The following is a 23,153-nucleotide window of genomic DNA, read 5'->3' as shown; positions in this document are numbered from 1 at the left end:
TCTGAGTTTTATTGCACTCAGTCTAAGAACCCCTGAAAAGGCGTACCTTCTTGTTAGTGACAGCCACAATAATCGGCTGGCAGCGTGGCAAAGGTGAACGTGATGCTGTTCACAGTTTCCGCTAATAGTGTGTATTTGGGTGGATGTGACGCCTTCCGCATTTCCCGATCTTTCCCGCCATTTCTTGAAGAATTAACCCTGTTTACGCACTTTGGCGTCAAAAATTTAAGGTGAGGGTAGTAACCCTTAATTACTATTCAGCCATATTCGTTAATCAGGGGGAGCCGTCATGACCGTACTGCATTGCGTGGATTTTTTTCCGACAGGTAAAGCGACAGTGGCTATTGAACCACGGCTTCCCCAACCCGCGTTTCCCGAGCATCATCATGATTTTCATGAAATTGTGGTGGTCGAACATGGTACGGGGATCCATGTGTTTAACGGACAGCCTTACACCATTAGCGGCGGAACGGTGTGTTTCGTTCGCGATCATGACAGGCATTTATACGAACATACTGACAATCTGTGTCTGACCAATGTTCTGTATCGTTCCCCGGAGGCGTTTCAATTTCTGGCTGGGCTGAATCAGCTTTTGCCTCAGGAACAAAATGGGCAGTATCCCTCCCATTGGCGCGTAAATCAGAATGTATTGCAGCAGGTTCGTCATCTGGTGGGGCAGATGGAAGCGCTTGGCGAGGGAATGGATACGCCGACGGCGGCAAATCGCGAGATTCTGTTTATGCAGTTGCTGGTACTGCTGCGTAAAACCAGTCTGATGGAAACGGCGACTGATAACGATGCACGGCTTAACCTTCTGATGGCATGGCTGGAAGATAACTTTGCCGACGAGGTGTGTTGGGAAGCGCTGGCGGAGAAGTTTTCGCTCTCTTTACGCACTTTACACCGTCAGCTTAAACAACAAACAGGGTTGACGCCGCAACGCTACCTTAACCGTTTGCGGCTGATTAAAGCCAGGCATCTGCTACGTCACAGTGATGACAGCGTGACAGATATCGCTTATCTCTGCGGTTTCGGCGACAGTAACCACTTTTCGACGCTGTTTCGCCGTGAGTTCGAGTGGTCGCCGCGCGATATTCGTCAAGGGCGTGATCTTATCGCGGGCGACAGCCTCCAGTAACGCGAAAGCTATCAACGTTTTTTACCGTCAGTTTGCTGATAATCATAGCCTTTCATGCCAGATGGCGGGTGCGTTCAGGTTGAGGTTATGTGATGGCGAATCAGCTAATCCTTTTGAAATCAGACTTTTTTGCGCATGAGCAGCAGGCTGTCGCCGTGGCCGATCGTTATCCGCAGGATGCCTTCGCTGAGCATACTCACGAGTTTTGCGAGCTGGTGCTGGTTTGGCGCGGCAATGGTCTGCATGTCCTTAACGATCGCCCGTATCGGATAACCCGTGGCGATCTTTTTTACATTCGTGCCGAGGATAAACACTCATACACTTCCGTTAACGACCTTGTGTTGCAAAATATCATCTACTGCCCGGAGCGGCTGACACTAAATGTTGACTGGCAAGCTGCGATCCCCGGATTTAACGGTACGCCGAGGCAGCCGCACTGGCGGCTAGGCAGCGTTGGTATGACACAGGCCCGGCATGTGATCAGCCAGCTTGAGCATGAAAGTAATCAGCGTGATGCGCAGGCTTTTACCATGGCGGAGTTGCTGTTCGGACAACTGGTCACGCACCTTAAACGCCATCGTTATGCCACGGATACGCTCCCGGCGACCTCGAGTGAAACGCTGCTGGATAAACTGATAACCGCGTTAGCCGGCAGCCATGAACATGCCTTTGAACTGGGTAAATTTTGCGAGCGCGAGCAGTGCAGCGAGCGGGTTTTACGCCAGCAGTTTCGTAGCCAGACTGGGATGACCATCAATCAGTATCTGCGCCAGGTACGGGTCTGCCATGCTCAGTATCTGCTCAAACATAGCCGGTTGATGATTAGCGAGATTTCCATGCGCTGCGGTTTTGAGGACAGTAACTACTTTTCGGTGGTATTCACGCGGGAAACCGGGATGACGCCGAGTCAGTGGCGTCATCTCAGCACCCAACATGATTAGCTGGCCATTCCCAGTCCAACAATATTTGCCGCGATAATAATCACCACGCAGCCAAGGCTTAGTACGCTGACTGGGCGTCTCCCGGCATTGCTCCACTCTTTCATGATCAGGCCCACGATACCACCGCACAGGACGTAGAAGCTCATGTGCAGCATCCAGCTCATATAGTCATACTGTGCCGGAATTTTGGCGTGGCCCCAGGCGTAAAAGAAGAACTGGAGGTACCACATCAGACCAGCAAGCGCCGAGAACAGGATATTGCTGATAATCAGCGGTTTTGCTAACGAGAAGTCGGCCTTTACTGACAGGTTTTTCATTTTTGCCAGGCGAATGAAGCAGTATCCCAGATTGATCACTGCACCACCGCCCATGATGACCACATAGCTTGGCAGGGCGACATACAGCGGATCGATACCGAGCGCAGCAGCGGCTTCGTGCATTGGTTTAGCCGCATCCATGGCAAAGGACATCCCGGCGGAGAAAAAGCCGCACATCACCGCCAGTATTAGACCTTTTTTCAGATTGAACTCTTCGGCTTTGATGCCCATCTTGCGCTCTTTTAACTGTCCGGCACGGGTTACAATTGCCACGCCGATCAGGGCGACCAGCACGCCGAGCAATGTCATACGTCCTCCAGGCGTGCCGATGAGTACGCCAAATTTACCGGCTATGATTGGCGTCATTAAGGTGCCAACAATGAGCGTAATGCCGATGGCGATCCCTATCCCCATCGACATACCGAGATAGCGCATAGTCAGGCCATAGTTGATATTACCAATCCCCCACATGGCACCGAACAAAAACACCGGCAGCAGTGTGGATGCGCTGAATGAACTGTAATAGGCCCAGAAGTCCGGCAGCAGGATCGCGCTGACGAGCCAGGGAAGGATCAGCCATGATACAAAACCGCCTATGGACCACATGGTTTCCCAGGACCAGTGTTGTACCTTTTTAAAGGGGGCGTAGAAACAAGCGGCACTAGCGGCACCAATAAGATGCCATATTATCCCCATCGTAATTGCATTACCCATTCTGTTTCCTTTTGAATTATCGATTTGACAGGATGAAAATCACCGTTTTGATGTTCAAAAGTTTAAAGAGTGAGCAATAAACTAACCTTCAGCATGCTGCCGCGTGATGAGTAATGCTGGCAAAATTCACGGGATGAAAGGGATATTGATCACAAATGCAGTTCCGCCCCTCTTTTTTGAGAAGGGCGGAAATATTGAGGGTTAGCAGATTCTTACTGCCTGAATATCCATTAGCCAGGCGAGTTTTTCCAGTGCCTCGCCATGGTGTCCCAGGCCAATGCTGCAATGATGAGCTGGACCGCCCATGTACCATTGCGTGGTGAACTCGCGAGCCGATAACGGGAAGCGATAGCGGCTGTTGGTGTTGCCAATATCCAGAACTTCACCTGCCACTGCTTCACCTTCGGCATACTGTAAACGTACCCCGTTTTCGACATCTTCAATTACCGAAAGAAAGGTTACCGGGCCAGGTTTCACGGTCATCTGGATAGACACACCTTTACCGGTGTTTACCATGATAAACTGGCAGCGGAACCAGACTCACCGGACCATCCGCCATCAACGGGTGTGCCGGACCATCATGTCCCCACAAAACAACATCATCTTTAAATTCAATACCGTAAGGTTCTGAGAATGAACCGCCAGCACTCAGAAGTTGCTGAATTTTCATCGCCAGCACATTTTTGATTTCATATTCTCCCGCTACAGGAATACCACGATGAGTGAGTAGCGTGTTGCCGAGAATTATTGAGGTGATGATGTTCTCGTAAGCATTGCCGTTACGACCTTCGTAGTAATAGGCTAATGCACCGAGTTTATTCTGAGCGATCAGTTTATCCATGGCGCAGGCAGTGGTGAGTGCGCGATCAAGCTCTGCAGGTTCGCATGTCGCATCCAACTGAAGGACACGGTGCATTTCCTGTTGTTTGGCGTTGAGGTCTGCCTCGCTGACCTGCTCGCGATATTCCGCCAGCTCACACATCTCCAGTGGCTTAAAGCGTACGCCCATTTTCGCGGATAAGTTCGTCATATTGCTGTAAACGTCCACCATACCGTCATAATAGTGTCCGAGTACGCCAACCTGACAATTTGCCAGCATTTGACGAGCGTTAAGGGCCTGTAGCCACTGCGCCGTTTGTTGCCAGACGTACTCATCGCCCTGTAATGCACCCACAATAAGTTGAAAACGGATATTCGCGCGGTTAAAGACGTTCGCCAGTTCGGGAGCGCTGCAGGCCTGACAGTGCGCCAGCCATTCTCCAGTACGACCGCCCCGATCGGGAATCTGACGGATTTTTGAATAGGGCAATCCTGGTTCTGGCTGTAGGGCCAGAATAATGACCGGTTTATTGATACTTTGCACCAGGGGTAGCACCGTTGAGCTGAGCGCGTAGGTGCTGATGTAAAGGCAGACCGCATCGACCGGCTGATGCTGCAACCGTCTGGTAAGGGCATCGGCTTTATCGACGTTATCAATCAGGCCGCCATTAATCACGGTGGCTTGTTGCGCCGTCAGACGCTCATCAATTGCTTGCAGATAGCCCTGAAGACGTGACTCCAGGTCTGTAAACTGGGGCCAGTATGTGTCGAGGCCGATACCAAAAAGGGCGATGTTGACAGACATAGCAATATTTCCTTGTGAGATAATTCTCAGACTATGTCGTGCTTTATCTCCCATGTCCTTCATGTCGCTGCCTGTTTTCTAGCCAATTGGCAAAATCTGCCTGATTCTCCCGGTAATGCTCACACTTTTACCTCATAATAGCCATGTAAAAAGTACGGCATTGATAATCATTTTCAATATCATTTAATTAACTATAATGACCCAACTGCTTACGCGGCGTTAACACTGGCCGCCCGACAATACTGGAGATGATTATGAGTTATACACTGCCATCCCTGCCGTACGCTTATGATGCCCTTGAACCGCACTTCGATAAGCAGACGATGGAAATCCACCATACCAAACACCACCAGGCTTATGTTAACAACGCGAACGCCGCGCTGGAAAGCCTGCCAGAATTCGCCAGCCTGTCCGCTGAAGAACTGATCACCAAACTGGATCAACTGCCAGCAGACAAGAAAACCGTACTGCGTAACAACGCGGGTGGTCACGCTAACCACAGCCTGTTCTGGAAAGGCCTGAAAACCGGTACTACGCTGCAGGGTGACCTGAAAGCGGCTATCGAACGTGATTTCGGCTCCGTGGACAACTTCAAAGCTGAATTTGAAAAAGCTGCGGCAACCCGTTTTGGCTCCGGCTGGGCGTGGCTGGTGCTGAAAGGTGACAAACTGGCTGTTGTTTCCACTGCTAACCAGGATTCCCCGCTGATGGGTGAAGCAATCTCTGGCGCTTCCGGCTTCCCGATTGTGGGCCTGGACGTTTGGGAACACGCTTACTACCTGAAATTCCAGAACCGTCGCCCGGACTACATCAAAGAGTTCTGGAACGTGGTGAACTGGGAGGAAGCTGCTGCACGTTTCGCCGCGAAAAAATAAGTCCGACGCGTTAATTAAGCCCCTGCAAGCAATGCTTGTGGGGGTTTTTTTGTGATCAAAATCAATATAAAAACAATGATCCATTTAAAATGAAACAATGTTTTATTGTGCGAGTGGGATCACTTTTATAGTCTCTGCGAATGTCTATCTTCTTTTCATCAAGACGGCGCATCTCAAAAGCACTATGCAGCCGCCCATAAAGATTGCGCCATTTTTATGTCTACAGGTGATGGAAATGCAGATCAAACGTACGATAGAGAAAATCCCAGGCGGTATGATGCTGGTGCCGCTGTTTCTGGGTGCGTTATGTCACACCTTCTCCCCCGGAGCCGGGAAATACTTCGGCTCCTTTACCAACGGCATGATCACCGGTACGGTGCCGATTTTGGCGGTGTGGTTCTTTTGCATGGGTGCGTCGATTAAGTTAAGCGCCACTGGCACCGTGCTGCGTAAGTCCGGCACGTTAGTGATAACCAAGATTCTGGTGGCGTGGGTGGTTGCGGCGATTGCCTCACGCATTCTGCCGGAACATGGCGTGGAGGTTGGATTCTTCGCCGGACTTTCCACGCTGGCGCTGGTGGCGGCCATGGATATGACCAACGGTGGGCTGTATGCCTCGATTATGCAGCAGTATGGCACCAAAGAAGAGGCCGGGGCGTTTGTCCTGATGTCGCTGGAGTCTGGCCCGTTGATGACGATGGTGATTCTGGGAACTGCCGGGATCGCTTCGTTTGAACCGCACGTGTTTGTGGGTGCCGTATTACCGTTTTTGATCGGCTTTGCACTGGGGAATCTGGACCCTGAGCTGCGGGAGTTCTTCAGCAAAGCGGTGCAGACGTTGATCCCTTTCTTCGCCTTCGCATTAGGTAACACTATTGATTTGAGCGTGATTGCACAGACCGGCGTACTGGGGATTCTGCTGGGCGTGGCGGTGATTATCATCACCGGCATTCCATTGATTATCGCTGATAAACTGATCGGCGGCGGCGATGGAACGGCGGGGATTGCGGCTTCCAGCTCTGCGGGGGCAGCGGTCGCCACGCCGGTACTGATTGCGGAAATGGTCCCGGCGTTTAAACCCATGGCGCCGGCGGCAACCTCTCTGGTGGCGACGTCAGTGATTGTAACCTCCATCCTCGTGCCGATTATCACTTCTATCTGGTCAAAAAGAGCCAAAGCCAGAGCGGTGGCAATCGATATGCGCAGCGCGGTGAAGTAACGTGATTATGCCGGATGGTTTGTACCATCCGGCATAACTGTTTTAACCCTTGATTACAAACACCTCATCAATTGTTCGACACTCACTTTCATTCAGCTCCCCGCCTGCATTACGCGAAACCCCGGTGCAATAGCCAAACTTACGCGATACTACGGTTTTGATGGTGGTGACGAAATCCTCACCGATGGCGTAGATAGACATGTAGGTGCCAATCTGGTCCTGAATATCGCGAAGTGCAGCCAGGTCACCCTGCTTAAACGCTTCTCGTGCGCAGACAAACAACTCCGGCATGACGTTGTTTAATCCTGAAATAATACCCGCGCCGCCTGCCAACAGGTTAGGAATATAGTATTCGTCATAGCCGGACAGCACCGCAAAATCTTCGCGTACGGCGCGGGTGGTCTGGATCATGCTACGGGTATGGGACTGGCAGTCGACGGTATCTTTGATGCCTGCGAAGTTGGGGAACTCAGAAGCAAGGGTGGCAACCAGCTCGGGCGTTAAATCGCAACCGGTACGTGCCGGAAAGTTATAGGCAAACCATTTCCCACTGAGTTTCTGCCCCAATTGACGGAAGTAGCTCAGTAGCTGTTTCGCCGTTTGCCCGTAATAGTAAGGCGGCAGGATCATCACGGCATCGTAACCGGCGCGATACGCTTCCTGTGCCATCAACAGCACATCATTCTGGCAGGTGGATGAGACGTTGGCGACCATCTTCAGCGAGCTCATAGCGCGAGCCTCGCGGATTAGCAGCAATCTTTCCTCGAGCGTAAAGGAGGCAAATTCCCCGATGCTGCCCATCAACAAAATCACGTCGATGTTGGCTTCGGTAAGGCGTTTAAGATGCTGGCTCAGACCGTTAAGATCGATCTTGCCGTCATTGTCCATTGGCGTAATGGAAGGACACCAGACGCCAGCAAATTGCGATTGACCAATCACGTTGTCAACTCCTTATTTGAAATGATGTTTCAAAACCAGCTTGTATTGATAGCATGTGTCCCTAACTTTCATGTGAACCGTGCTCTCATTTTGAGCGACTGGGATAAAATAAATGTGGTGTAATGGTGGAAATTTATCGGGAGAGGGAACAGATGCGATATCCGGTCGATGTTTTTACAGGCAAAGTTCGGGACTACACGGGAAGCCGTCCCAGTGCGATTGCTAAGGTTCAGGTTGACGGCGAGTTGATGCTGACTGAACTGGGGCTGACGGGTGATGAGCAGGCGGAAAAGAAAATTCACGGCGGGCCAGATCGCGCCTTGTGTCACTATCCGCGTGAACACTATCAGCACTGGAAACAAGCCTTTCCTGAACAGACGGAATTGTTCGTTGCGCCTGCTTTTGGTGAGAACCTCTCTACTGAGGGGCTGACGGAAGATAATGTGTATATTGGCGATATTTTCCAGTGGGGGGAAGCGTTGATTCAGGTCACGCAGCCACGCTCGCCGTGCTTCAAGCTAAATTTCCATTTTGGCATCAGCGATATGGCCAGCCAGATGCAGGATGCGGGCAAGACAGGCTGGCTGTGCAGCGTTATCGCGCCCGGGCTGGTATCGGCAGACGCGCCGTTGATCCTGGCGTCACGCGTGAGCGACGTCAGTGTGCGGGAGGCGATTGCTATTGCCTGGCATATGCCGTTTGATGACTCGCAATATCACCGTTTATTGTCGGCTGCCGGGCTATCGAAAAGCTGGACCAGAACGATGCAAAAGCGTCGTTTAAGCGGCAAAATCGAAGACAATTCCCGCCGTTTGTGGGGAAAATAGACTCACTCTGTTCATGCAATTAAATCAGGTGGTGACACCTGATTTACTTCTCTCGTAGCACTTATCTCTGCGTACTAAAGCGGGTAAAAACCCCCCCTGCCACACCATGCTTTCAGGGCATTCTTGATACCTGGCCCACAAAAAGAAACTCTGCGTTGAAAAAAAACTTGAGTATTTCCTGCACTCAAATATCTTAGCTTCAAATTGGTTTAAACCAGATTGAGAAAAATGAAAAAGAAAAACAATGTTGATGTTCTCAGAGAGCGCTTTGAAAGCTGGTTAAACGAGAATAATTTGCCAGCGGGCTCCAAGTTGCCCTCAGAGAGAGAGTTATGTGAGTTGCTGGATGCGAAGCGCATGACCTTACGTCAGGTTCTGATTGAGCTTGAGATCGATGCACGTATTTTCCGAAAGAACCGCAGTGGTTGGTTTATTTCGTCGAAGCGATTTATTTATAACCCTAAATCACTTTCCAGTTTCAATGCTGAAGCCTGTGCTCAGGGTCGTAAACCTTTTTGGGATTATTTAACCAAAGAAACGATTGAGACCGTTCCGCATCATGTTGAAGAGGTTTTTCTCTCCTCCGGCGAACGTTATTTAGTTACCGGCTGGTGTGGGCTTGATTCGCATAAAGTGTTTTACCATGAATCCTATATTGATGCCGATATTGCGCCAGAATTTATTAACAAACTGGGTACTCAGTCTTTTGCAAGCGTCTGGGAAGATGTATATGGTCATATTTTAAACATCAAAGAAATGATCTTTAAACCGGTCAATATGCCAGAAGTGGCCTGCAAAGAACTGGGCGTTGCACCTAATACGTATGGAATTTTAGTAGAAAAACATCGGGCCACCCGAGATAAAAAAGTGGTTCAGGTTGACTTTGAGTATTGGCGACTTGAATCAGTGGAACTTGTTATTCGTGATGAATGAGAGAAATAATGGATAAATTTAACCAGGAACTTCTTGCTGAACGTGCGAGAAATATACCACTGTATCTACATGCTTATGCTTTTCATCTGAATATGCGTTATGAGAGAGTCCTTCCGGGCGATCTTCTGGATATTGCGCACCAGCAAAAATTAAAGGGCGTGAAAATACATGTTGAAGATGGTGAATCCCAATCACTACAGAAACTGAACGATCGGCAGTTACACGACTTTAAAGAGAAAGCCAAACAACATAACCTGGATGTACATATTGAAACGAGCGCATCGGACCAAGAGACGTTGACGGATGCGATCCGTATTGCGATGGCGACTGGCGCAACGTCAGTACGTTTCTACCCGCGCTATGAAGGGCATCTCAACGATGTTATGGTGAAGATTGCTAAAGATATCGCGTGGTTGTCCCGGTATGACGACTGCGGGCTAAGCTTTACTATCGAACAACATGAAGACCTGCAAAGTCATGAGTTGGTGACGCTGGTTAAAAATAGTGGAATGAAGAATCTCTCTATTCTGTTTGATTTTGGCAACATGATTAATGCCAATGAGCAGCCGCTTTCTGCGTTAGAAATCATGTCTCCTTTGATCACTCAGGTGCATATCAAAGACGCTAAAATTATTAAAGAAGGTAAAGGTTGGGGGCATGAGGCTTGTCGATCAGGGTATGGTGACTTACCAATGGAAGAGATGCTTAAGGCATTATTACTTTTAGGTGAAGATAAGCCGCAAGTCTATGCTTTTGGTCTGGAAGAAGAAGTTGAATATTATGCTCCAGCATTTCGCTTCGATGATGAAGGTGATAACCCCTGGATCCCATGGCGTGATGCAAGTTATACACCGCTGCCCGAGAGTGACAAGATTGACGCGCGACTAGCGTTGGAAAAAGAACATGCTCTTGCACAAATAAAATATATTCGTACTTTATGCGATAAATTTATAACTAATCAATAAATTTCCTTAATATTATTAATATGTAAAAAGGATTATGCAAATAGTCTATCTACTTTATTAGTTAAATATTTTTAACTGAATATTTCTCTCAACAAGCAATGAGGGTTTAATCATGTTCATGAATAAATGGGCAAGACTCTGTTTTTTAATTTTAGGCGGCGGCACAATATTTAAACTTTCAAGTATGAAAGATGTTTTCTATGTGCCAATGCAAAATGACTGGGGCTTAACCAATACGCAAATTGGCTTGAGTTTTACGGTTTATACGATTGTTCAGACAACCGGGCTTTTTCTTTCGCTCTATATCGCAGATCGTTATTCTAAGAAAATATTATTACCATTAGGTCTCATTGGTGTTGGGCTTTGCGGCTTATATTTGGCGACGCTACCATCATTTACCGGTTATCTCATTTGCTTTGCTGCAATGGCGTTCTTTGCCGATGTGGTTTATTGGCCGGTATTGCTGAAAGCCGTACGTCTGCTGGGCACGAAAGAAGAACAAGGTCGCATGTTTGGCTTTTTAGAGGCCGGACGCGGTGTGGTAGACGTCATTGTCGCTTCTGGTGCCCTGTTTGTCTTCGTCCAGTTTGGTGAGGGGAAAGCAGGCATGCAGGCGGGGCTGTTGTTTTATACGCTCATCACCATTGCGGCAGGTATTGTGACGTACTTTATTGTCGATAATGACGAAGTTAAAGGTGGCGAGAAAACCAGTGCCAACATGGAAGTGTTAAAGGGTATCAAGCATGTGTTGTCCTGTCCTAACGTCTGGCTGGCTTCACTAGGGATTTTCTTCGTTTACGCTGCATACTGTGGGCTGACCTACTTCATCCCGTTCTTGAAAGATATCTATATGCTTCCGGTAGCCCTCGTTGGCGCTTACGGCATCATCAATCAGTATGCGTTGAAAATGGTGGGAGGGCCGATTGGTGGGCTACTGGCGGACAAGGTGGCTAAATCGCCGACAATATACCTGAAGTGGACATTTCTGATTTCCGCCGTGGCGATGCTTGTTTTCATGCAATTGCCGCATCAAACAATGAATGTGTATATCGGTATGGCGGCGACATTAGGGTTTGGGGCGATTATTTTCTCCCAGCGTGCCATTTTCTTCGCGCCGATGGATGAGATTGGTACCCCGCGCGAGTATGCCGGTTCGGCAATGGCGTTTGGCTGTATCATTGGCTACATGCCAGCCATGTTTGCGTATACGTTATACGGCTATCTTCTGGATACTAATAGTGGCATCACGGGATACAACTATGTATTTAGCGTAATGATTGCGTTCAGCTTAATGGGCTTTGTCTGCTCGACTATTCTGGTGAAGCGGATTAAAAAGCAAAAGTTGGCGGCTGCAACGGCAGCGGCATAAGGTGAGAGTTTCCCCGGTAATATAATTACCGGGGAAGTCTGTTAAGAACGCTTATACAGCGGCAACCAAATCACCAGCCGTAAACCACCCAGCGGGCTGTCTTCGGCCTTCACCCAGCCGCGATGCTGCTGGATTGCGGTTTCAACAATCGCCAGACCCAGACCAGTTCCGCCAGACTCGCGATCGCGGGCTTCATCGGTACGATAGAACGGACGGAAAATCTGTTCTCTGTCTTCAGGGCTTACGCCCGGGCCATCATCGTCAACAGTGATGGTGATCCCGTCGATATCCACCGCGAAGCCCACTTCGATCTTCGTGTGTGAATAGCGCAGGGCATTGCGCACAATGTTTTCCAGCGCGCTTTCCAGCGCATTTGGGTTACCATACAGCGGCCACGGACCCGGCGGGAAATTCACCGTGAGCGATTTACCCATCTGCTCCGCTTCAAAGGCGGCGTTATCCAGCACTTCGCCCCACAGCTGATTGGCTTTCACCGTTTCACTGACCAGCGCGTTTTTCTGCTGATTGCGAGACATCACCAGCAGGTCGTTGATCATGCTGTCCAACCGGTGCGCCTCGGTTTCAATACGCTCCAGCTCTTTACTCTCACCGCTACGACGGCGCAGCAGCGCAGTGCCCAGTTGCAGACGGGTTAACGGCGTTCTCAATTCGTGAGAGATGTCCGACAGCAGGCGTTGCTGCGTGGTCATCATTCGCTCCAGCGCCGTCACCATCTGGTTAAAGCTGGCGCCTGCCGCCAGAAACTCCTGCGGACCCGCTTCCAGTTCCGGATGTTGACGCAGGTTGCCCTGGGCCACTTCATCCGCCGCATTTTTCAATTTTCGCGCCGGTTTCGCCAGGCTCCAGGCAAGCCAGAGCAATAGCGGAGAGCTGACTAACATAGTGACAATCAGCAACAACAGCGGTCGGTCGAACAGCAGGTTGATAAAATCTGATTGTGAGCTGCTGGCAGGTCGAATGAGATACAGCTGGTAGTTATCTTCCCCGTCTCTGACGGAGAAAGGCCCGACCATCTCAACGCGACCGTATTTTTTCTTTTGCGGATGGTCAGCGTTATCGGCCTGACCAATAAAGTTACGAATGATCTGCATTTCGTTGCGTTCTGCGCCGATCACGCGTCCTTCCGTCGTAACAAGCAATAACCGCTGTCCTGGCGGCGCCCACTTGTCTATTGCCCGAAACAAGCGACGCCACCACATCAAATCGTTGGGTGGGTCGTTCGCCAGTTCAGCTTCAACGTGTTGCTCAATCATCAACCCTTGGCGCTGCTCGCTGTCCAGTAGCTCGGTCATCTGACGTGAATCGAGCTTGGGTAACATCAGCACCAACATCAACACCAGCGCCAACGTCAACCAGAAGATGGCAAAGATGCGTGCGGTTAAGCTCCCTATCATGAAGCGGAGACCATCAGGTAGCCGCGACCACGCAGAGTTTTAAACCACGGGTGTCCGTCTTTACGCTCTGGCAGCTTACGACGCAGGTTCGAGATATGCATGTCGATCGCGCGATCGAAAGGCGTCAGGCGTTTGCCCAGGACTTCCTGGCTCAAATGTTCACGCGAAACCACCTGACCAAGATGCTGTGCCAGCAAATAGAGCAGGGTGAATTCGGTGCCGGTTAACTCCAGGATTTGCCCATCAAAGCTGGCTTCCTGGCGGCCCGGGTTAAGGCTTAACGCATCCACTTCCAGCGTCGGCGAACCGTTGTCGCTGTTCTGCTGCTGCTCACTCCAGTGCGAGCGACGCAGAATAGCGCGGATGCGCGCGACCAGTTCACGGTCGTTGAACGGTTTAGGTAAATAGTCGTCCGCACCCAGTTCAAGGCCAAGTACGCGATCCAATTCGCTGCCGCGAGCGGTCAGCATGATTACGGGAGTCTGGTGTGTCTGACGAAGTGCTTTCAGCGTATCAATACCGTTTTTCTTCGGCATCATGACGTCGAGCAAAAGTAAATCGATGCTGTCATCAAGAAGCTCAAGCGCTTGTTCCCCATCATAGGCAACCAGCACATCGAAACCTTCCATTTCGAGCAGCTCCTTTAACAGGGAAGTCAGCTCTCGGTCATCATCAACTAACAGGATTTTATTCATTGTTTACGTACCTCCGAGGCAGAAATTACGTCATCAGGCGTCGCTAATCTATGACTTTACGTTGTTTTACACCCCCTGACGCATGTTTGCAGCCCGAATCGTAAACTGTCTCTCGTTGAATCGCGACAGAAAAGATTTTGGGAGCAAGTGATGGGCAAAGTTACCGCTGCCGTCATGGCCTCAACGCTGGCATTCAGTACTTTAAGCCATGCAGCTGAAGTCGTCACAGGCGATCACTGGCACCTGGGTGATGGCTCATCGCAACGCAGCGTACAGAGCCACATGTTTGACGGTATCAGTTTAACCGAACATCAACGTCAACAGATGCGAGATTTAATGCAGCAGGCAAGACACGAACAGCCTCCTGTTAATGTTAGCGAAATGGAGACAATGCATCGCCTTGTCACCGCAGAGAAATTTGATGAAAGCGCTGTGCGCGCTCAGGCAGAAAGAATGGCGCAAGAACAGGTTGCTCGCCAGGTTGAAATAGCCAGGATTCGCAATCAGATGTATCGCCTGTTAACGCCCGAGCAGCAAGCGGTTTTAAATGAGAAACATGAACAACGAATGGAGCAACTGCGCGACGTAGCGCAATGGAAACAAAGCTCATCGTTAAATTTATTGAGTAGTAGCAACTCACGTTCCCAGTAGTACCCCTGTTTTCCTTGCCATAGACACCATCCCTGTCTTCCCCCACATGATGTGGGGGTTTTTTTTGCCCAAATTACAGCGAATTACCAAAGACAAGCAGCTACTTACAGAAGATATTTGGAGCGTATAAACGCTTTTGTTATGTGTGGCTGACCTCAATGTAACTTACTGCCTCTATGTAGGGCCGTGTACTCTGATAATAATGCTTAGCTTTTTCCTAAATCCAACACAATGCCATCATTGGTAATGATAAAGGTGTAGTAGTGATTTTTTCCATTTAAGGTATAGCTTGCGCCATACACTAACCCTTTTTCTAAATTTACCGTAAAGCAGGTACTTGGGTAGGTGAGATGCTTAAAATCGCCAACTAATAATTTTTTATTTTCTATACTATTAGTTGACAGAATATAGCGGTTTAACACATCGTTTTTATCAGTGGTAAAGCAAACACGATTGTTGTCTACGTAGATCGCCCGTCTTTCGCCGGACTCTGCACCCTCTCTATCTTTCCCTGGGCACCCGGCGAGAAATAAAAGTAAAGGGAGAAAAGTGATCGATTTCTTCATATCGGAAAGTCCCCTAGTACCTTTTCATATTTCTGAATTAACTCCAGCACCGGTTCTTCTGGGTCATAATCACGGTAAACATACAGATCGCTATGCCCATCAAACCCATAATGCTTTAACAACCAGTAATCGCTGACTAAGGATGCTTGCTGCTCCAGTCCGTAATCAAGTAAGTTTTTCTCATTTAGACTGTATGTATAATCAGCTGCCCATCAGAACGCTCCGCGTGTTCGTACCCACATTCCATATTGGTGCTGCCAAACATGCATCATTTCATGTAAAAATAGATGCTGGGCATTTGGAGTTGGCTGTTTTGTAGGCATCGAGAAATCATCTTCGTATTTTATTTTTCTAAACCACATTTCGCCATTGGGCGTCATCGCCTGGCCGGGGTTTTGACTATCAAAAGGAAGATAACTTTCCAGATGAACCCAAACTTGCTGGTAAAGAATGCTGAAGCCAAAGAGCGAGTTTGCAAGATTTATCTCGCCAAGCCTTAGCCTACGCAGACCTCCTTCCTTGATCGGTTGCCAGTCAATAGAATTAGGGTAATACGCCATCTTAATCCCTCAAGATATGTTGATTGAGTGTTTATCGTACATCTAAAGTAAATGAGCATTGGAAGAGTTATAGAGAGGTCTCAAAAATTCAGAATAAAACGTATTCAGGTGGTGTATGGATCATGCTGATCCGGCTGTAAGATAGGCCGTAATGTAGATTTTTTATTAGAATAAATTTCTAATTTAAGTGTGTTATGTATTGCTACAACATTCCATCCCTGTCTTCCCCCACATGATGTGGTTTTTTTTGCCCAAAATTTGTCACTCGGTTATTGCCTGACTGTTTTACTTCATCCGTTATACTAGCGGCATATTCTGGCGGGAGTGTTTATGAATCATACTTATGGACGGCTGGTTAGCCGGGCAGCAATCGCGGCTACCGTGATGGCAACGCTGTTACTTTTGATCAAAATTTTTGCGTGGTGGTACACCGGATCGGTCAGTATTCTGGCTGCATTGGTGGATTCTTTGGTGGACATCGCGGCGTCGTTAACCAACCTGTTGGTGGTGCGCTATTCGCTGCAACCGGCCGATGATGAACATACGTTCGGACACGGAAAAGCGGAATCACTGGCTGCACTGGCGCAAAGCATGTTTATTTCCGGTTCGGCGCTGTTTTTATTCCTGACCGGGATTCAGCATCTCATCCAACCCACGCCAATGAAAGATCCTGGTGTTGGGGTGGCGGTCACCATCATTGCGTTAGTGTGTACAATCATTCTGGTCTCGTTTCAGCGCTGGGTGGTGAAACGCACGCAAAGTCAGGCCGTTCGGGCGGATATGCTTCATTATCAGTCTGATGTTATGATGAACGGTGCAATTCTCTTGGCGCTTGGCCTGGCATGGTACGGCTGGCATCGTGCTGATGCCTTGTTTGCGCTTGGGATTGGCATCTATATTTTATTTAGCGCATTACGCATGGGATATGAGGCGGTGCAGTCCTTGCTGGATCGCGCTTTACCCGATGAAGAACGTCAGGAAATTATTGATATCGTGACGTCATGGCCTGGAGTCAGTGGCGCCCATGATCTTCGCACGCGGCAGTCAGGGCCGACCCGCTTTATTCAGATTCATTTGGAAATGGAAGATAATCTGCCGCTCGTTCAGGCGCATTTAGTGGCTGAAGAGGTTGAGCAGGCAATTTTACGGCGTTTCCCGGGATCAGATGTCATCATTCATCAGGATCCCTGTTCGGTCGTACCCAAGGAAGGCAAGATGTTTAAGCTTTCATGATTCGTTGTAAAAAAAGTGAACCAGGCCAGCATTTTGTGTATAAATTACCACCATTCGGCCTGACCTGAATCAATTCAGCAGAAAGTGATTGTTATACTATCTGCATATTCGTTGGATCGTTTCGATATGCGGAATCGACTTCCGGCAGCAGATTTCATTTTGCATTCCAAGTTCAGAGGTAGTCATGATTAAGAAAATCGGTGTGTTGACAAGCGGCGGTGATGCGCCGGGCATGAACGCAGCAATCCGTGGTGTTGTACGTGCAGCGTTGACGGAAGGGCTGGAAGTCATGGGGATCCATGATGGCTACCTGGGTTTGTATGAAGACCGTATGGTTCAACTTGACCGTTATAGCGTGTCCGACATGATCAACCGTGGCGGTACTTTCCTCGGTTCAGCCCGTTTCCCGGAATTCCGCGACGAAAACGTCCGTGCGGTGGCTATCGAAAACCTGAAAAAGCGTGGCATTGATGCGCTGGTTGTTATCGGTGGTGACGGTTCTTATTTGGGGGCGAAACGCCTGACTGAAATGGGCTTCCCCTGCATCGGTCTGCCGGGCACTATCGACAACGATATCAAAGGTACTGACTACACCATCGGTTACTTCACCGCGCTGGGTACCGTAGTTGAAGCGATTGACCGTCTGCGTGATACCTCTTCTTCTCACCAGCGTATTTCCATCGTTGAAGTGATGGGGCGCTACTGTGGCGATCTGACCCTGGCGGCTGCAATTGCCGGGGGTTGTGAGTTCGTGGTGGTTCCGGAAGTGGAATTCAGCCGTGACGATCTGGTTGCTGAAATCAAAGCCGGCATCGCGAAGGGCAAAAAACACGCAATCGTAGCGATCACTGAGCACATGTGTGACGTTGACGAACTGGCGCATTACATCGAGAAGGAAACGGGCCGCGAAACGCGTTCAACCGTGCTGGGCCACATTCAGCGTGGTGGTTCCCCGGTTCCTTACGACCGTATTCTGGCATCCCGCATGGGCGCCTATGCCATCGAACTTCTGCTGGAAGGTCACGGCGGTCGCTGTGTTGGTATTCAGAACGAGCAGTTGGTTCACCACGACATCATCGACGCTATCGAAAATATGAAGCGTCCGTTCAAAGGTGACTGGATGGACTGCGCGAAAAAACTGTACTGATTGCTTTTTGTTGCCCGGTGGCGCTTTGCTTACCGGGCCGACAAGAGTACACGTTGTAGGCCGGGTTAGGCGCTAGCCGCCATCCGGCAACCCCTCAGTTTTATTCCTCGAAGTTATAGCAAATCTTTTTTTATTCTTTAATGTTTGGATGCCTTTCTGGCACGCTTTGCTCATTACAACATCACATAAGAGAGCTGGGCGATGAACAAATGGGGCGTAGGGTTAACATTATTGCTGGCATCGACCAGCGTTCTGGCAAAGGATATTCAGCTACTTAACGTATCGTACGATCCAACGCGTGAGCTGTACGAGCAGTACAATAAAGCCTTCAGCACGCACTGGAAGAAAGAAACAGGTGACAACGTTGTGATCCGTCAGTCGCACGGCGGTTCGGGTAAGCAAGCAACCTCCGTCATCAACGGCATTGAAGCCGATGTTGTGACGCTCGCACTGGCTTATGATGTTGATGCCATTGCTGAACGTGGTCGTATCGATAAAAACTGGATTAAGCGCCTGCCGGATAACTCCGCGCCTTATACCTCCACCATCGTGTTTCTGGTCCGCAAAGGGAATCCTAAACAAATTCATGACTGGAACGATCTGATCAAACCCGGCTTGTCGGTTATTACGCCGAACCCGAAAAGCTCAGGTGGCGCACGCTGGAATTATCTGGCGGCATGGGGCTACGCTTTACACCACAACAACAACGATCAGGCCAAGGCACAAGACTTCGTGAAGGCCCTGTATAAGAACGTTGAAGTGCTGGATTCCGGTGCGCGTGGTTCAACCAATACTTTTGTAGAACGCGGTATCGGTGATGTGCTGATCGCCTGGGAAAACGAAGCGCTGCTGGCAACGAACGAGTTGGGCAAAGACAAATTCGAGATAGTGACGCCGAGTGAATCTATCCTCGCGGAGCCGACCGTTTCCGTGGTCGATAAAGTGGTGGAAAAGAAAGACACCAAAGCGGTGGCGGAGGCTTATCTGAAGTATCTCTACTCCCCGGAAGGTCAGGAAATTGCAGCGAAAAACTACTATCGTCCACGTGATGCAGACGTTGCGAAGAAATACGAAAACGCATTTCCGAAGCTGAAGCTGTTCACCATCGACGAAGAGTTTGGCGGCTGGACAAAAGCGCAGAAAGAGCACTTTTCTAACGGCGGTACGTTCGATCAGATCAGCAAACGCTAAATAATTCTGTGATTTACCGACCCGGTGGCTTAACGCAACCGGGTTTTTTATTTGTCATGGTTTTGCGTTACTCTTGCCCTTCAATGGGATACAGGAAACGCGTAATGAAAAAAGCAGGTTATCTTTTTCTGGCGGTAATGGTTGTTGCCGTCGCTGCAGGTATCGGGTACTGGAAATTTACCGGCAACCCGGACGCATTACGCCAGATTGTTCTTCAGCAATGCCTGCCACACCAGTTGCAGCAGCAGGATCCTGCGCCGTGCGCAGAAGTGAAGCCAGATGCCGGATATGCGGTGTTCAAAGACCGAAATGGCCCTTTGCAATATTTGTTGATGCCCACTTACCGCATCAACGGTACAGAAAGCCCACTGCTGTTAAAATCAGGCACGCCGAACTTTTTCTGGTTGGCCTGGCAGGCGCGTAGCTTTATGAGCCAAAAATACGGCCACGAAATCCCTGACAAAGCGGTCTCTCTGACCATTAACTCGCGTAGCGGGCGTACACAAAATCATCTGCATATTCATATCTCCTGCCTGCGAACCGATGTCAGACAACAGCTTGATGACAACCTGGCGAAAATCAGTACTCGCTGGCTGCCTTTACCGGGTGGACTGCGCGGTCATGAATATCTGGCGCGTCGCGTCACGGAAAATGAACTGGCGCAACGCAGTCCATTTATGATGCTGGCAGAAGAGGTGCCGGATGCGCGTGAACATATGGGCAGCTATGCGCTGGCGATGGTGCGTCAGAGCGATGAGTCTTTTGTTCTGCTGGCAACCCAGCGCAATCTGCTGGCGCTCAATCTCGCCTCCGCTGAGGAAATTCAGGATCATCAATGTGATATTCTGCGTTAACCCCACCTAATCTGGCGTTTACTCCGCATGCCTGTCCCCGTATTCTTGTTGAAAAAAACAACAGGAGACAGGCATGTCGATCTGGCTTACACACCCTCTGTTTATCCCCTCTCTGGTGGTTGGTATCACCATCCTGCTCTGGGCTACGTCGCTGCTGCCGGAATTTATCACCGCGCTGTTGTTCTTTGCCGTGGCAATGGTGGCCAAAATCGCGCCAGCGGATGTGATTTTTGGCGGCTTTGCATCGTCGGCGTTCTGGCTGGTCTTTAGTGGCTTTGTGCTGGGGATCGCGATTCGCAAAACGGGGCTGGCGGACAGGGCGGCGAGGGCGCTGTCATCGCGGTTGACCGATTCCTGGCCGTTGATGGTGGCGAGTGTGGTGCTGCTCAGTTACGCGCTGGCGTTTGTGATGCCGTCCAACATGGGGCGTATTGCATTACTGATGCCGATTGTCGCGGCGATGGCGAAACGAGCCGGAATTAATGATGGTACGCGCGCCTGGTATGGTCTGGCGCTGGCCGTCGGGTTTGGGACATTCCAGCTTTCCGCGACGATTTTACCCGCCAACGTCCCGAATCTGGTGATGAGCGGCGCGGCGGAAGGCTCTTACGGTATCCATCTCAATTATCTTCCCTATTTGCTGTTGCATACACCGGTGCTGGGCTGGCTCAAAGGTGCGGTTCTCATCGCGCTTATCTGCTGGCTGTTCCCTGGCAAGCCTCATGCGCCGCGCGATCTCACGCCATCGGAACCGATGAGCGGAGATGAAAAACGTCTGGCCTGGATGTTAGCGGTGGTGTTGCTTCTTTGGGTAAGCGAAAGCTGGCACGGCATTGGCCCCGCGTGGACCGGATTGGCGGCGGCGGTTATCACTCTGCTACCACGGGTTGGTTTTATCAATGGCGAGGAGTTTTCCTCTGGGGTAAATATCCGGACCTGTATTTACGTGGCGGGCATTCTGGGGCTGGCGATTACCGTTACCCAGACCGGCATTGGCAGTGCGGTGGGCGAAGCGTTGCTGCAGGTGATGCCACTGGATGCAGAAAAACCGTTTACCAGCTTTCTCGCGCTGACTGGCATTACCACCGCGCTCAACTTTATTATGACGGCAAACGGCGTTCCGGCGCTGTATACCACGCTGGCGCAAAGTTTTGCTGATGCAACAGGGTTCCCGCTGCTGTCGGTGATTATGATCCAGGTATTGGGTTATTCCACACCGTTGTTGCCGTATCAGGCTTCGCCGATTGTGGTAGCGATGGCGCTTGGGAAAGTGCCTGCGAGGGCGGGAATGCTGCTGTGTATCGCGCTGGCGGCGGCAACGTATCTGCTTCTTCTGCCGTTGGATTACGCCTGGTTTAATGTGTTGGGGAAATTGTAATAAATGCCGGATGGCGACGTTGTCTTATCAGGCCTACATGATTCCGTAGGTCTGATAAGCATAGCGCCATCAGGCATTAACGCGCATTACGCCTGTTTAGCGGCTTCTGCTGCTTTAACGATCACGGCGAAGGCGTCAGCTTTCAGAGAAGCACCGCCAACCAGCGCGCCGTCGATGTCCGGCTGAGCAAACAGTTCAGCAGCGTTTGCTGCGTTTACGGAGCCGCCGTACTGGATGATAACTTGTTCAGCGATTTTCGCGTCAGCTTTAGCAATGTGGTCACGGATGAATTTGTGAACAGCCTGAGCCTGCGCTGGAGTTGCTGATTTACCGGTACCGATAGCCCATACTGGTTCGTAAGCGATAACCACGCCTTCGAATGCTGCCGCGCCCTGAGTTTTCAGAACGGCGTCGATCTGACGTGCACAAACTTCTTCAGTTTTGCCCGCTTCGTTTTCTGCTTCGGTTTCACCGATGCACAGAACCGGAGTCAGACCCTGTTCTTTCAGCACAGCGAATTTTTTAGCGATCAGCTCGTCAGACTCTTTGTGGTAAGTACGACGCTCAGAGTGACCGATAATGATGTACTGCGCACCGATATCTTTCAGCATTTCAGCAGAAGTTTCACCGGTGAATGCGCCAGACAGGTTTAGGTCAACGTTCTGCGCGCCCAGAATGATGTGGCTACCGGCAGCGGCGTGTTTTGCCAGGTCGATATACATTTCCGGCGGAGCGATCGCTACTGCACAGCCAGCAACGCCAGCCAGTTCTTTACGCAGATTAGCAACCAGTTCGTTTACCATATGGCGGCTGCCGTTCAGTTTCCAGTTACCCATCACTAAAGGATGTCGCATTTCATTTCTCCACGCTTGTCAGCGAATTAAGGAATATGGCCGCCCGTGAGGGCAGCATGGTCTGTGAAACAGTATAGAGATTCATCCCCTGAAAGGCTTTGCTTTTTGTCATCAATTCGCCTTCTCAAGACTTTCTGATAGTACCAGCTTAATCGGTTCAACAGCGAAGGTCAGTCCTTTTTCACCGTTGTCTGCAACAACATAGCGAATTGCGCCTTCTGTTTCTGCGTAATAGCGCTTGCCTTTGCCGGCAGCGAGCAGTTTTTGTAGCTTTTTCTGGCTCTGTTCTTTCGTCTGTAGCGGCGCGACGGTGCGAATAACGGCGATCATGTATTCCAGCGCTTTCGCTTTGGCCGCTTTTTGTTCTGGCCCCTGAATGGGCAACCAGGTTATCTGCATACTTTTGATTTTTAAGGTGCCGCGCTCAAGTGCGGAGGACGCATACAGGTTTTCATTAATTTTACTGGCTGCGCGGGTGAGATTTGCTCGATCGCGACTGCTGTCGATGGCGCGGAACTCATTCAGGATAAGCTTCGGATTCTGCGTATTAAAGTTTTCGCGAAACTGGCTGATCGACAGGTCAAAGGTTGGCGCACCCGCCAGTAAATAGGGGGCCGTGGTTGCTGTCGATGGCTCTTCCGCCCGTGCCGCAGCACTGGCTGTTAAGGCTGAAAACAATAATAAAAACAGTATAAATCCTTGCTTCATCAATAGTACCTTTCATTCTCACTGCTCACGATTAAAACGG

The 23,153-nt window shown here is 50.0% G+C and carries 21 protein-coding genes and 2 pseudogenes; 14 read left to right on the top strand and 9 right to left on the bottom strand.

Features of this window, described 5'->3' with window-relative positions; genetic code table 11:
- The first annotated feature begins 289 nt into the window (after positions 1 to 289).
- Together rhaS and rhaR are read left to right on the top strand one after the other, a co-directional pair.
- Complete coding sequence (gene rhaS / locus ACU8YC_RS22135; protein WP_151218422.1) at positions 290 to 1,138, top strand: HTH-type transcriptional activator RhaS; 849 nt, start codon at positions 290 to 292, stop codon at positions 1,136 to 1,138.
- A gap of 92 nt (positions 1,139 to 1,230) precedes the next feature.
- The gene (gene rhaR, locus ACU8YC_RS22130) at positions 1,231 to 2,079 is read left to right on the top strand and encodes an HTH-type transcriptional activator RhaR (protein ID WP_151218423.1); all 849 of its coding nucleotides are present in this window, start codon (positions 1,231 to 1,233) and stop codon (positions 2,077 to 2,079) included.
- Here the strand turns inward: rhaR and rhaT are convergent.
- Entirely contained in the window at positions 2,076 to 3,110 is a 1,035-nt protein-coding gene (rhaT, locus tag ACU8YC_RS22125; RefSeq protein ID WP_151218424.1) for an L-rhamnose/proton symporter RhaT, read from the bottom strand. The genes rhaR and rhaT overlap by 4 nt on opposite strands.
- 201 nt (positions 3,111 to 3,311) lie before the next feature.
- Positions 3,312 to 4,734 (bottom strand): annotated as a pseudogene (locus tag ACU8YC_RS22120) (arabinose isomerase).
- A 254-nt stretch (positions 4,735 to 4,988) separates the two neighbouring features.
- Between ACU8YC_RS22120 and sodA the strand changes: the two are divergent.
- Together sodA and kdgT are read left to right on the top strand one after the other, a co-directional pair.
- On the top strand, positions 4,989 to 5,609 hold the full coding sequence (gene sodA, locus ACU8YC_RS22115) for a superoxide dismutase [Mn] (RefSeq protein WP_446895748.1): 621 nt from the start codon (positions 4,989 to 4,991) through the stop codon (positions 5,607 to 5,609).
- Between the two features lie 235 nt (positions 5,610 to 5,844).
- Positions 5,845 to 6,828 carry a 2-keto-3-deoxygluconate transporter gene (gene kdgT / locus ACU8YC_RS22110; RefSeq protein ID WP_151218426.1) on the top strand — a complete coding sequence of 328 codons (984 nt, stop codon included), beginning with the start codon at positions 5,845 to 5,847 and terminating at the stop codon, positions 6,826 to 6,828.
- Positions 6,829 to 6,870: 42 nt separating this feature from the next.
- Here the strand turns inward: kdgT and ACU8YC_RS22105 are convergent, their stop codons facing one another.
- Positions 6,871 to 7,767, bottom strand: a complete 897-nt coding sequence (locus ACU8YC_RS22105) for a dihydrodipicolinate synthase family protein (RefSeq protein ID WP_151218427.1) — start codon at positions 7,765 to 7,767, stop codon at positions 6,871 to 6,873.
- Positions 7,768 to 7,919: 152 nt separating this feature from the next.
- Between ACU8YC_RS22105 and yiiM the strand changes: the two genes are divergently transcribed.
- The 4 genes from yiiM (at position 7,920) to ACU8YC_RS22085 (ending at position 11,861) form a co-directional block, all read left to right on the top strand.
- Positions 7,920 to 8,594 (top strand): 6-hydroxyaminopurine reductase, encoded by a 675-nt coding sequence (gene yiiM / locus ACU8YC_RS22100; protein WP_151218428.1) that lies wholly within the window; start codon positions 7,920 to 7,922, stop codon positions 8,592 to 8,594.
- A 228-nt stretch (positions 8,595 to 8,822) separates the two neighbouring features.
- The gene (locus ACU8YC_RS22095) at positions 8,823 to 9,527 is read left to right on the top strand and encodes a GntR family transcriptional regulator (protein WP_187254020.1); all 705 of its coding nucleotides are present in this window, start codon (positions 8,823 to 8,825) and stop codon (positions 9,525 to 9,527) included.
- Between the two features lie 8 nt (positions 9,528 to 9,535).
- Positions 9,536 to 10,492: a sugar phosphate isomerase/epimerase family protein gene (locus ACU8YC_RS22090; protein WP_252838848.1), complete on the top strand. Its 957-nt coding sequence runs from the start codon at positions 9,536 to 9,538 to the stop codon at positions 10,490 to 10,492.
- A gap of 118 nt (positions 10,493 to 10,610) precedes the next feature.
- Entirely contained in the window at positions 10,611 to 11,861 is a 1,251-nt protein-coding gene (locus ACU8YC_RS22085; protein WP_151218478.1) for an MFS transporter, read from the top strand.
- Between the two features lie 41 nt (positions 11,862 to 11,902).
- Here ACU8YC_RS22085 and cpxA read toward each other — a convergent pair whose 3' ends face one another.
- Positions 11,903 to 13,276 carry an envelope stress sensor histidine kinase CpxA gene (gene cpxA, locus ACU8YC_RS22080; RefSeq protein WP_003840485.1) on the bottom strand — a complete coding sequence of 458 codons (1,374 nt, stop codon included), beginning with the start codon at positions 13,274 to 13,276 and terminating at the stop codon, positions 11,903 to 11,905.
- A complete protein-coding gene (gene cpxR, locus ACU8YC_RS22075; protein ID WP_003028763.1) occupies positions 13,273 to 13,971 on the bottom strand; it encodes an envelope stress response regulator transcription factor CpxR in 699 nt (232 codons plus the stop codon). Before cpxR ends, cpxA begins: the two co-directional genes overlap by 4 nt.
- Before the next feature lie 150 nt (positions 13,972 to 14,121).
- On the opposite strand from cpxR, the gene cpxP reads away from it, so the two are divergent.
- Positions 14,122 to 14,622, top strand: coding sequence for a cell-envelope stress modulator CpxP (cpxP, locus tag ACU8YC_RS22070; RefSeq protein WP_151224158.1), 501 nt, complete (start codon positions 14,122 to 14,124; stop codon positions 14,620 to 14,622).
- Positions 14,623 to 14,828: 206 nt separating this feature from the next.
- Here the strand turns inward: cpxP and ACU8YC_RS22065 are convergent, their stop codons facing one another.
- Entirely contained in the window at positions 14,829 to 15,188 is a 360-nt protein-coding gene (locus ACU8YC_RS22065; RefSeq protein WP_151218431.1) for a putative T6SS immunity periplasmic lipoprotein, read from the bottom strand.
- A pseudogene (locus tag ACU8YC_RS22060) lies at positions 15,185 to 15,748 on the bottom strand (type IV secretion protein Rhs). Before ACU8YC_RS22060 ends, ACU8YC_RS22065 begins: the two are co-directional and overlap by 4 nt.
- 330 nt (positions 15,749 to 16,078) lie before the next feature.
- Between ACU8YC_RS22060 and fieF the strand changes: the two are divergent.
- The 5 genes from fieF to ACU8YC_RS22035 all read left to right on the top strand — a co-directional run bounded on the left by fieF (position 16,079) and on the right by ACU8YC_RS22035 (position 21,551).
- On the top strand, positions 16,079 to 16,981 hold the full coding sequence (fieF, locus tag ACU8YC_RS22055; protein WP_151218432.1) for a CDF family cation-efflux transporter FieF: 903 nt from the start codon (positions 16,079 to 16,081) through the stop codon (positions 16,979 to 16,981).
- Positions 16,982 to 17,165: 184 nt separating this feature from the next.
- Positions 17,166 to 18,128, top strand: coding sequence for a 6-phosphofructokinase (pfkA, locus tag ACU8YC_RS22050; RefSeq protein ID WP_151218433.1), 963 nt, complete (start codon positions 17,166 to 17,168; stop codon positions 18,126 to 18,128).
- Positions 18,129 to 18,329: 201 nt separating this feature from the next.
- Positions 18,330 to 19,319, top strand: a complete 990-nt coding sequence (gene sbp / locus ACU8YC_RS22045) for a sulfate/thiosulfate ABC transporter substrate-binding protein Sbp (RefSeq protein ID WP_446895747.1) — start codon at positions 18,330 to 18,332, stop codon at positions 19,317 to 19,319.
- Positions 19,320 to 19,423: 104 nt separating this feature from the next.
- On the top strand, positions 19,424 to 20,173 hold the full coding sequence (locus ACU8YC_RS22040; RefSeq protein WP_187260227.1) for a CDP-diacylglycerol diphosphatase: 750 nt from the start codon (positions 19,424 to 19,426) through the stop codon (positions 20,171 to 20,173).
- A 73-nt stretch (positions 20,174 to 20,246) separates the two neighbouring features.
- A complete protein-coding gene (locus tag ACU8YC_RS22035; RefSeq protein WP_151218439.1) occupies positions 20,247 to 21,551 on the top strand; it encodes an SLC13 family permease in 1,305 nt (434 codons plus the stop codon).
- A gap of 86 nt (positions 21,552 to 21,637) precedes the next feature.
- Here ACU8YC_RS22035 and tpiA read toward each other — a convergent pair whose 3' ends face one another.
- On the bottom strand, positions 21,638 to 22,405 hold the full coding sequence (gene tpiA / locus ACU8YC_RS22030) for a triose-phosphate isomerase (RefSeq protein WP_003028783.1): 768 nt from the start codon (positions 22,403 to 22,405) through the stop codon (positions 21,638 to 21,640).
- Between the two features lie 111 nt (positions 22,406 to 22,516).
- Positions 22,517 to 23,113: a DUF1454 family protein gene (locus ACU8YC_RS22025; protein WP_151218440.1), complete on the bottom strand. Its 597-nt coding sequence runs from the start codon at positions 23,111 to 23,113 to the stop codon at positions 22,517 to 22,519.
- Positions 23,114 to 23,153 lie beyond the last annotated feature (40 nt).

The organism is Citrobacter sp. VF227 (genome assembly GCF_052950715.1).
This window is presented reverse-complemented; position numbering and strand designations above follow the sequence as displayed.

Excerpts from the sequence above, each read along its gene's own strand:
- ACU8YC_RS22035 (WP_151218439.1), top strand. The coding sequence starts at position 20,247 with ATGTCGATCTGGCTTACACACCCTCTGTTTATCCCCTCTCTGGTGGTT.
- kdgT (WP_151218426.1), top strand. The coding sequence starts at position 5,845 with ATGCAGATCAAACGTACGATAGAGAAAATCCCAGGCGGTATGATGCTG.
- rhaS (WP_151218422.1), top strand. The coding sequence starts at position 290 with ATGACCGTACTGCATTGCGTGGATTTTTTTCCGACAGGTAAAGCGACA.
- rhaT (WP_151218424.1), bottom strand. The coding sequence starts at position 3,110 with ATGGGTAATGCAATTACGATGGGGATAATATGGCATCTTATTGGTGCC.
- yiiM (WP_151218428.1), top strand. The coding sequence starts at position 7,920 with ATGCGATATCCGGTCGATGTTTTTACAGGCAAAGTTCGGGACTACACG.
- ACU8YC_RS22085 (WP_151218478.1), top strand. The coding sequence starts at position 10,611 with ATGAATAAATGGGCAAGACTCTGTTTTTTAATTTTAGGCGGCGGCACA.
- rhaR (WP_151218423.1), top strand. The coding sequence starts at position 1,231 with ATGGCGAATCAGCTAATCCTTTTGAAATCAGACTTTTTTGCGCATGAG.
- ACU8YC_RS22095 (WP_187254020.1), top strand. The coding sequence starts at position 8,823 with ATGAAAAAGAAAAACAATGTTGATGTTCTCAGAGAGCGCTTTGAAAGC.
- ACU8YC_RS22040 (WP_187260227.1), top strand. The coding sequence starts at position 19,424 with ATGAAAAAAGCAGGTTATCTTTTTCTGGCGGTAATGGTTGTTGCCGTC.
- sodA (WP_446895748.1), top strand. The coding sequence starts at position 4,989 with ATGAGTTATACACTGCCATCCCTGCCGTACGCTTATGATGCCCTTGAA.
- ACU8YC_RS22090 (WP_252838848.1), top strand. The coding sequence starts at position 9,536 with ATGGATAAATTTAACCAGGAACTTCTTGCTGAACGTGCGAGAAATATA.
- ACU8YC_RS22065 (WP_151218431.1), bottom strand. The coding sequence starts at position 15,188 with ATGAAGAAATCGATCACTTTTCTCCCTTTACTTTTATTTCTCGCCGGG.
- tpiA (WP_003028783.1), bottom strand. The coding sequence starts at position 22,405 with ATGCGACATCCTTTAGTGATGGGTAACTGGAAACTGAACGGCAGCCGC.
- pfkA (WP_151218433.1), top strand. The coding sequence starts at position 17,166 with ATGATTAAGAAAATCGGTGTGTTGACAAGCGGCGGTGATGCGCCGGGC.
- sbp (WP_446895747.1), top strand. The coding sequence starts at position 18,330 with ATGAACAAATGGGGCGTAGGGTTAACATTATTGCTGGCATCGACCAGC.
- fieF (WP_151218432.1), top strand. The coding sequence starts at position 16,079 with ATGAATCATACTTATGGACGGCTGGTTAGCCGGGCAGCAATCGCGGCT.
- cpxR (WP_003028763.1), bottom strand. The coding sequence starts at position 13,971 with ATGAATAAAATCCTGTTAGTTGATGATGACCGAGAGCTGACTTCCCTG.
- cpxA (WP_003840485.1), bottom strand. The coding sequence starts at position 13,276 with ATGATAGGGAGCTTAACCGCACGCATCTTTGCCATCTTCTGGTTGACG.
- ACU8YC_RS22025 (WP_151218440.1), bottom strand. The coding sequence starts at position 23,113 with ATGAAGCAAGGATTTATACTGTTTTTATTATTGTTTTCAGCCTTAACA.
- cpxP (WP_151224158.1), top strand. The coding sequence starts at position 14,122 with ATGGGCAAAGTTACCGCTGCCGTCATGGCCTCAACGCTGGCATTCAGT.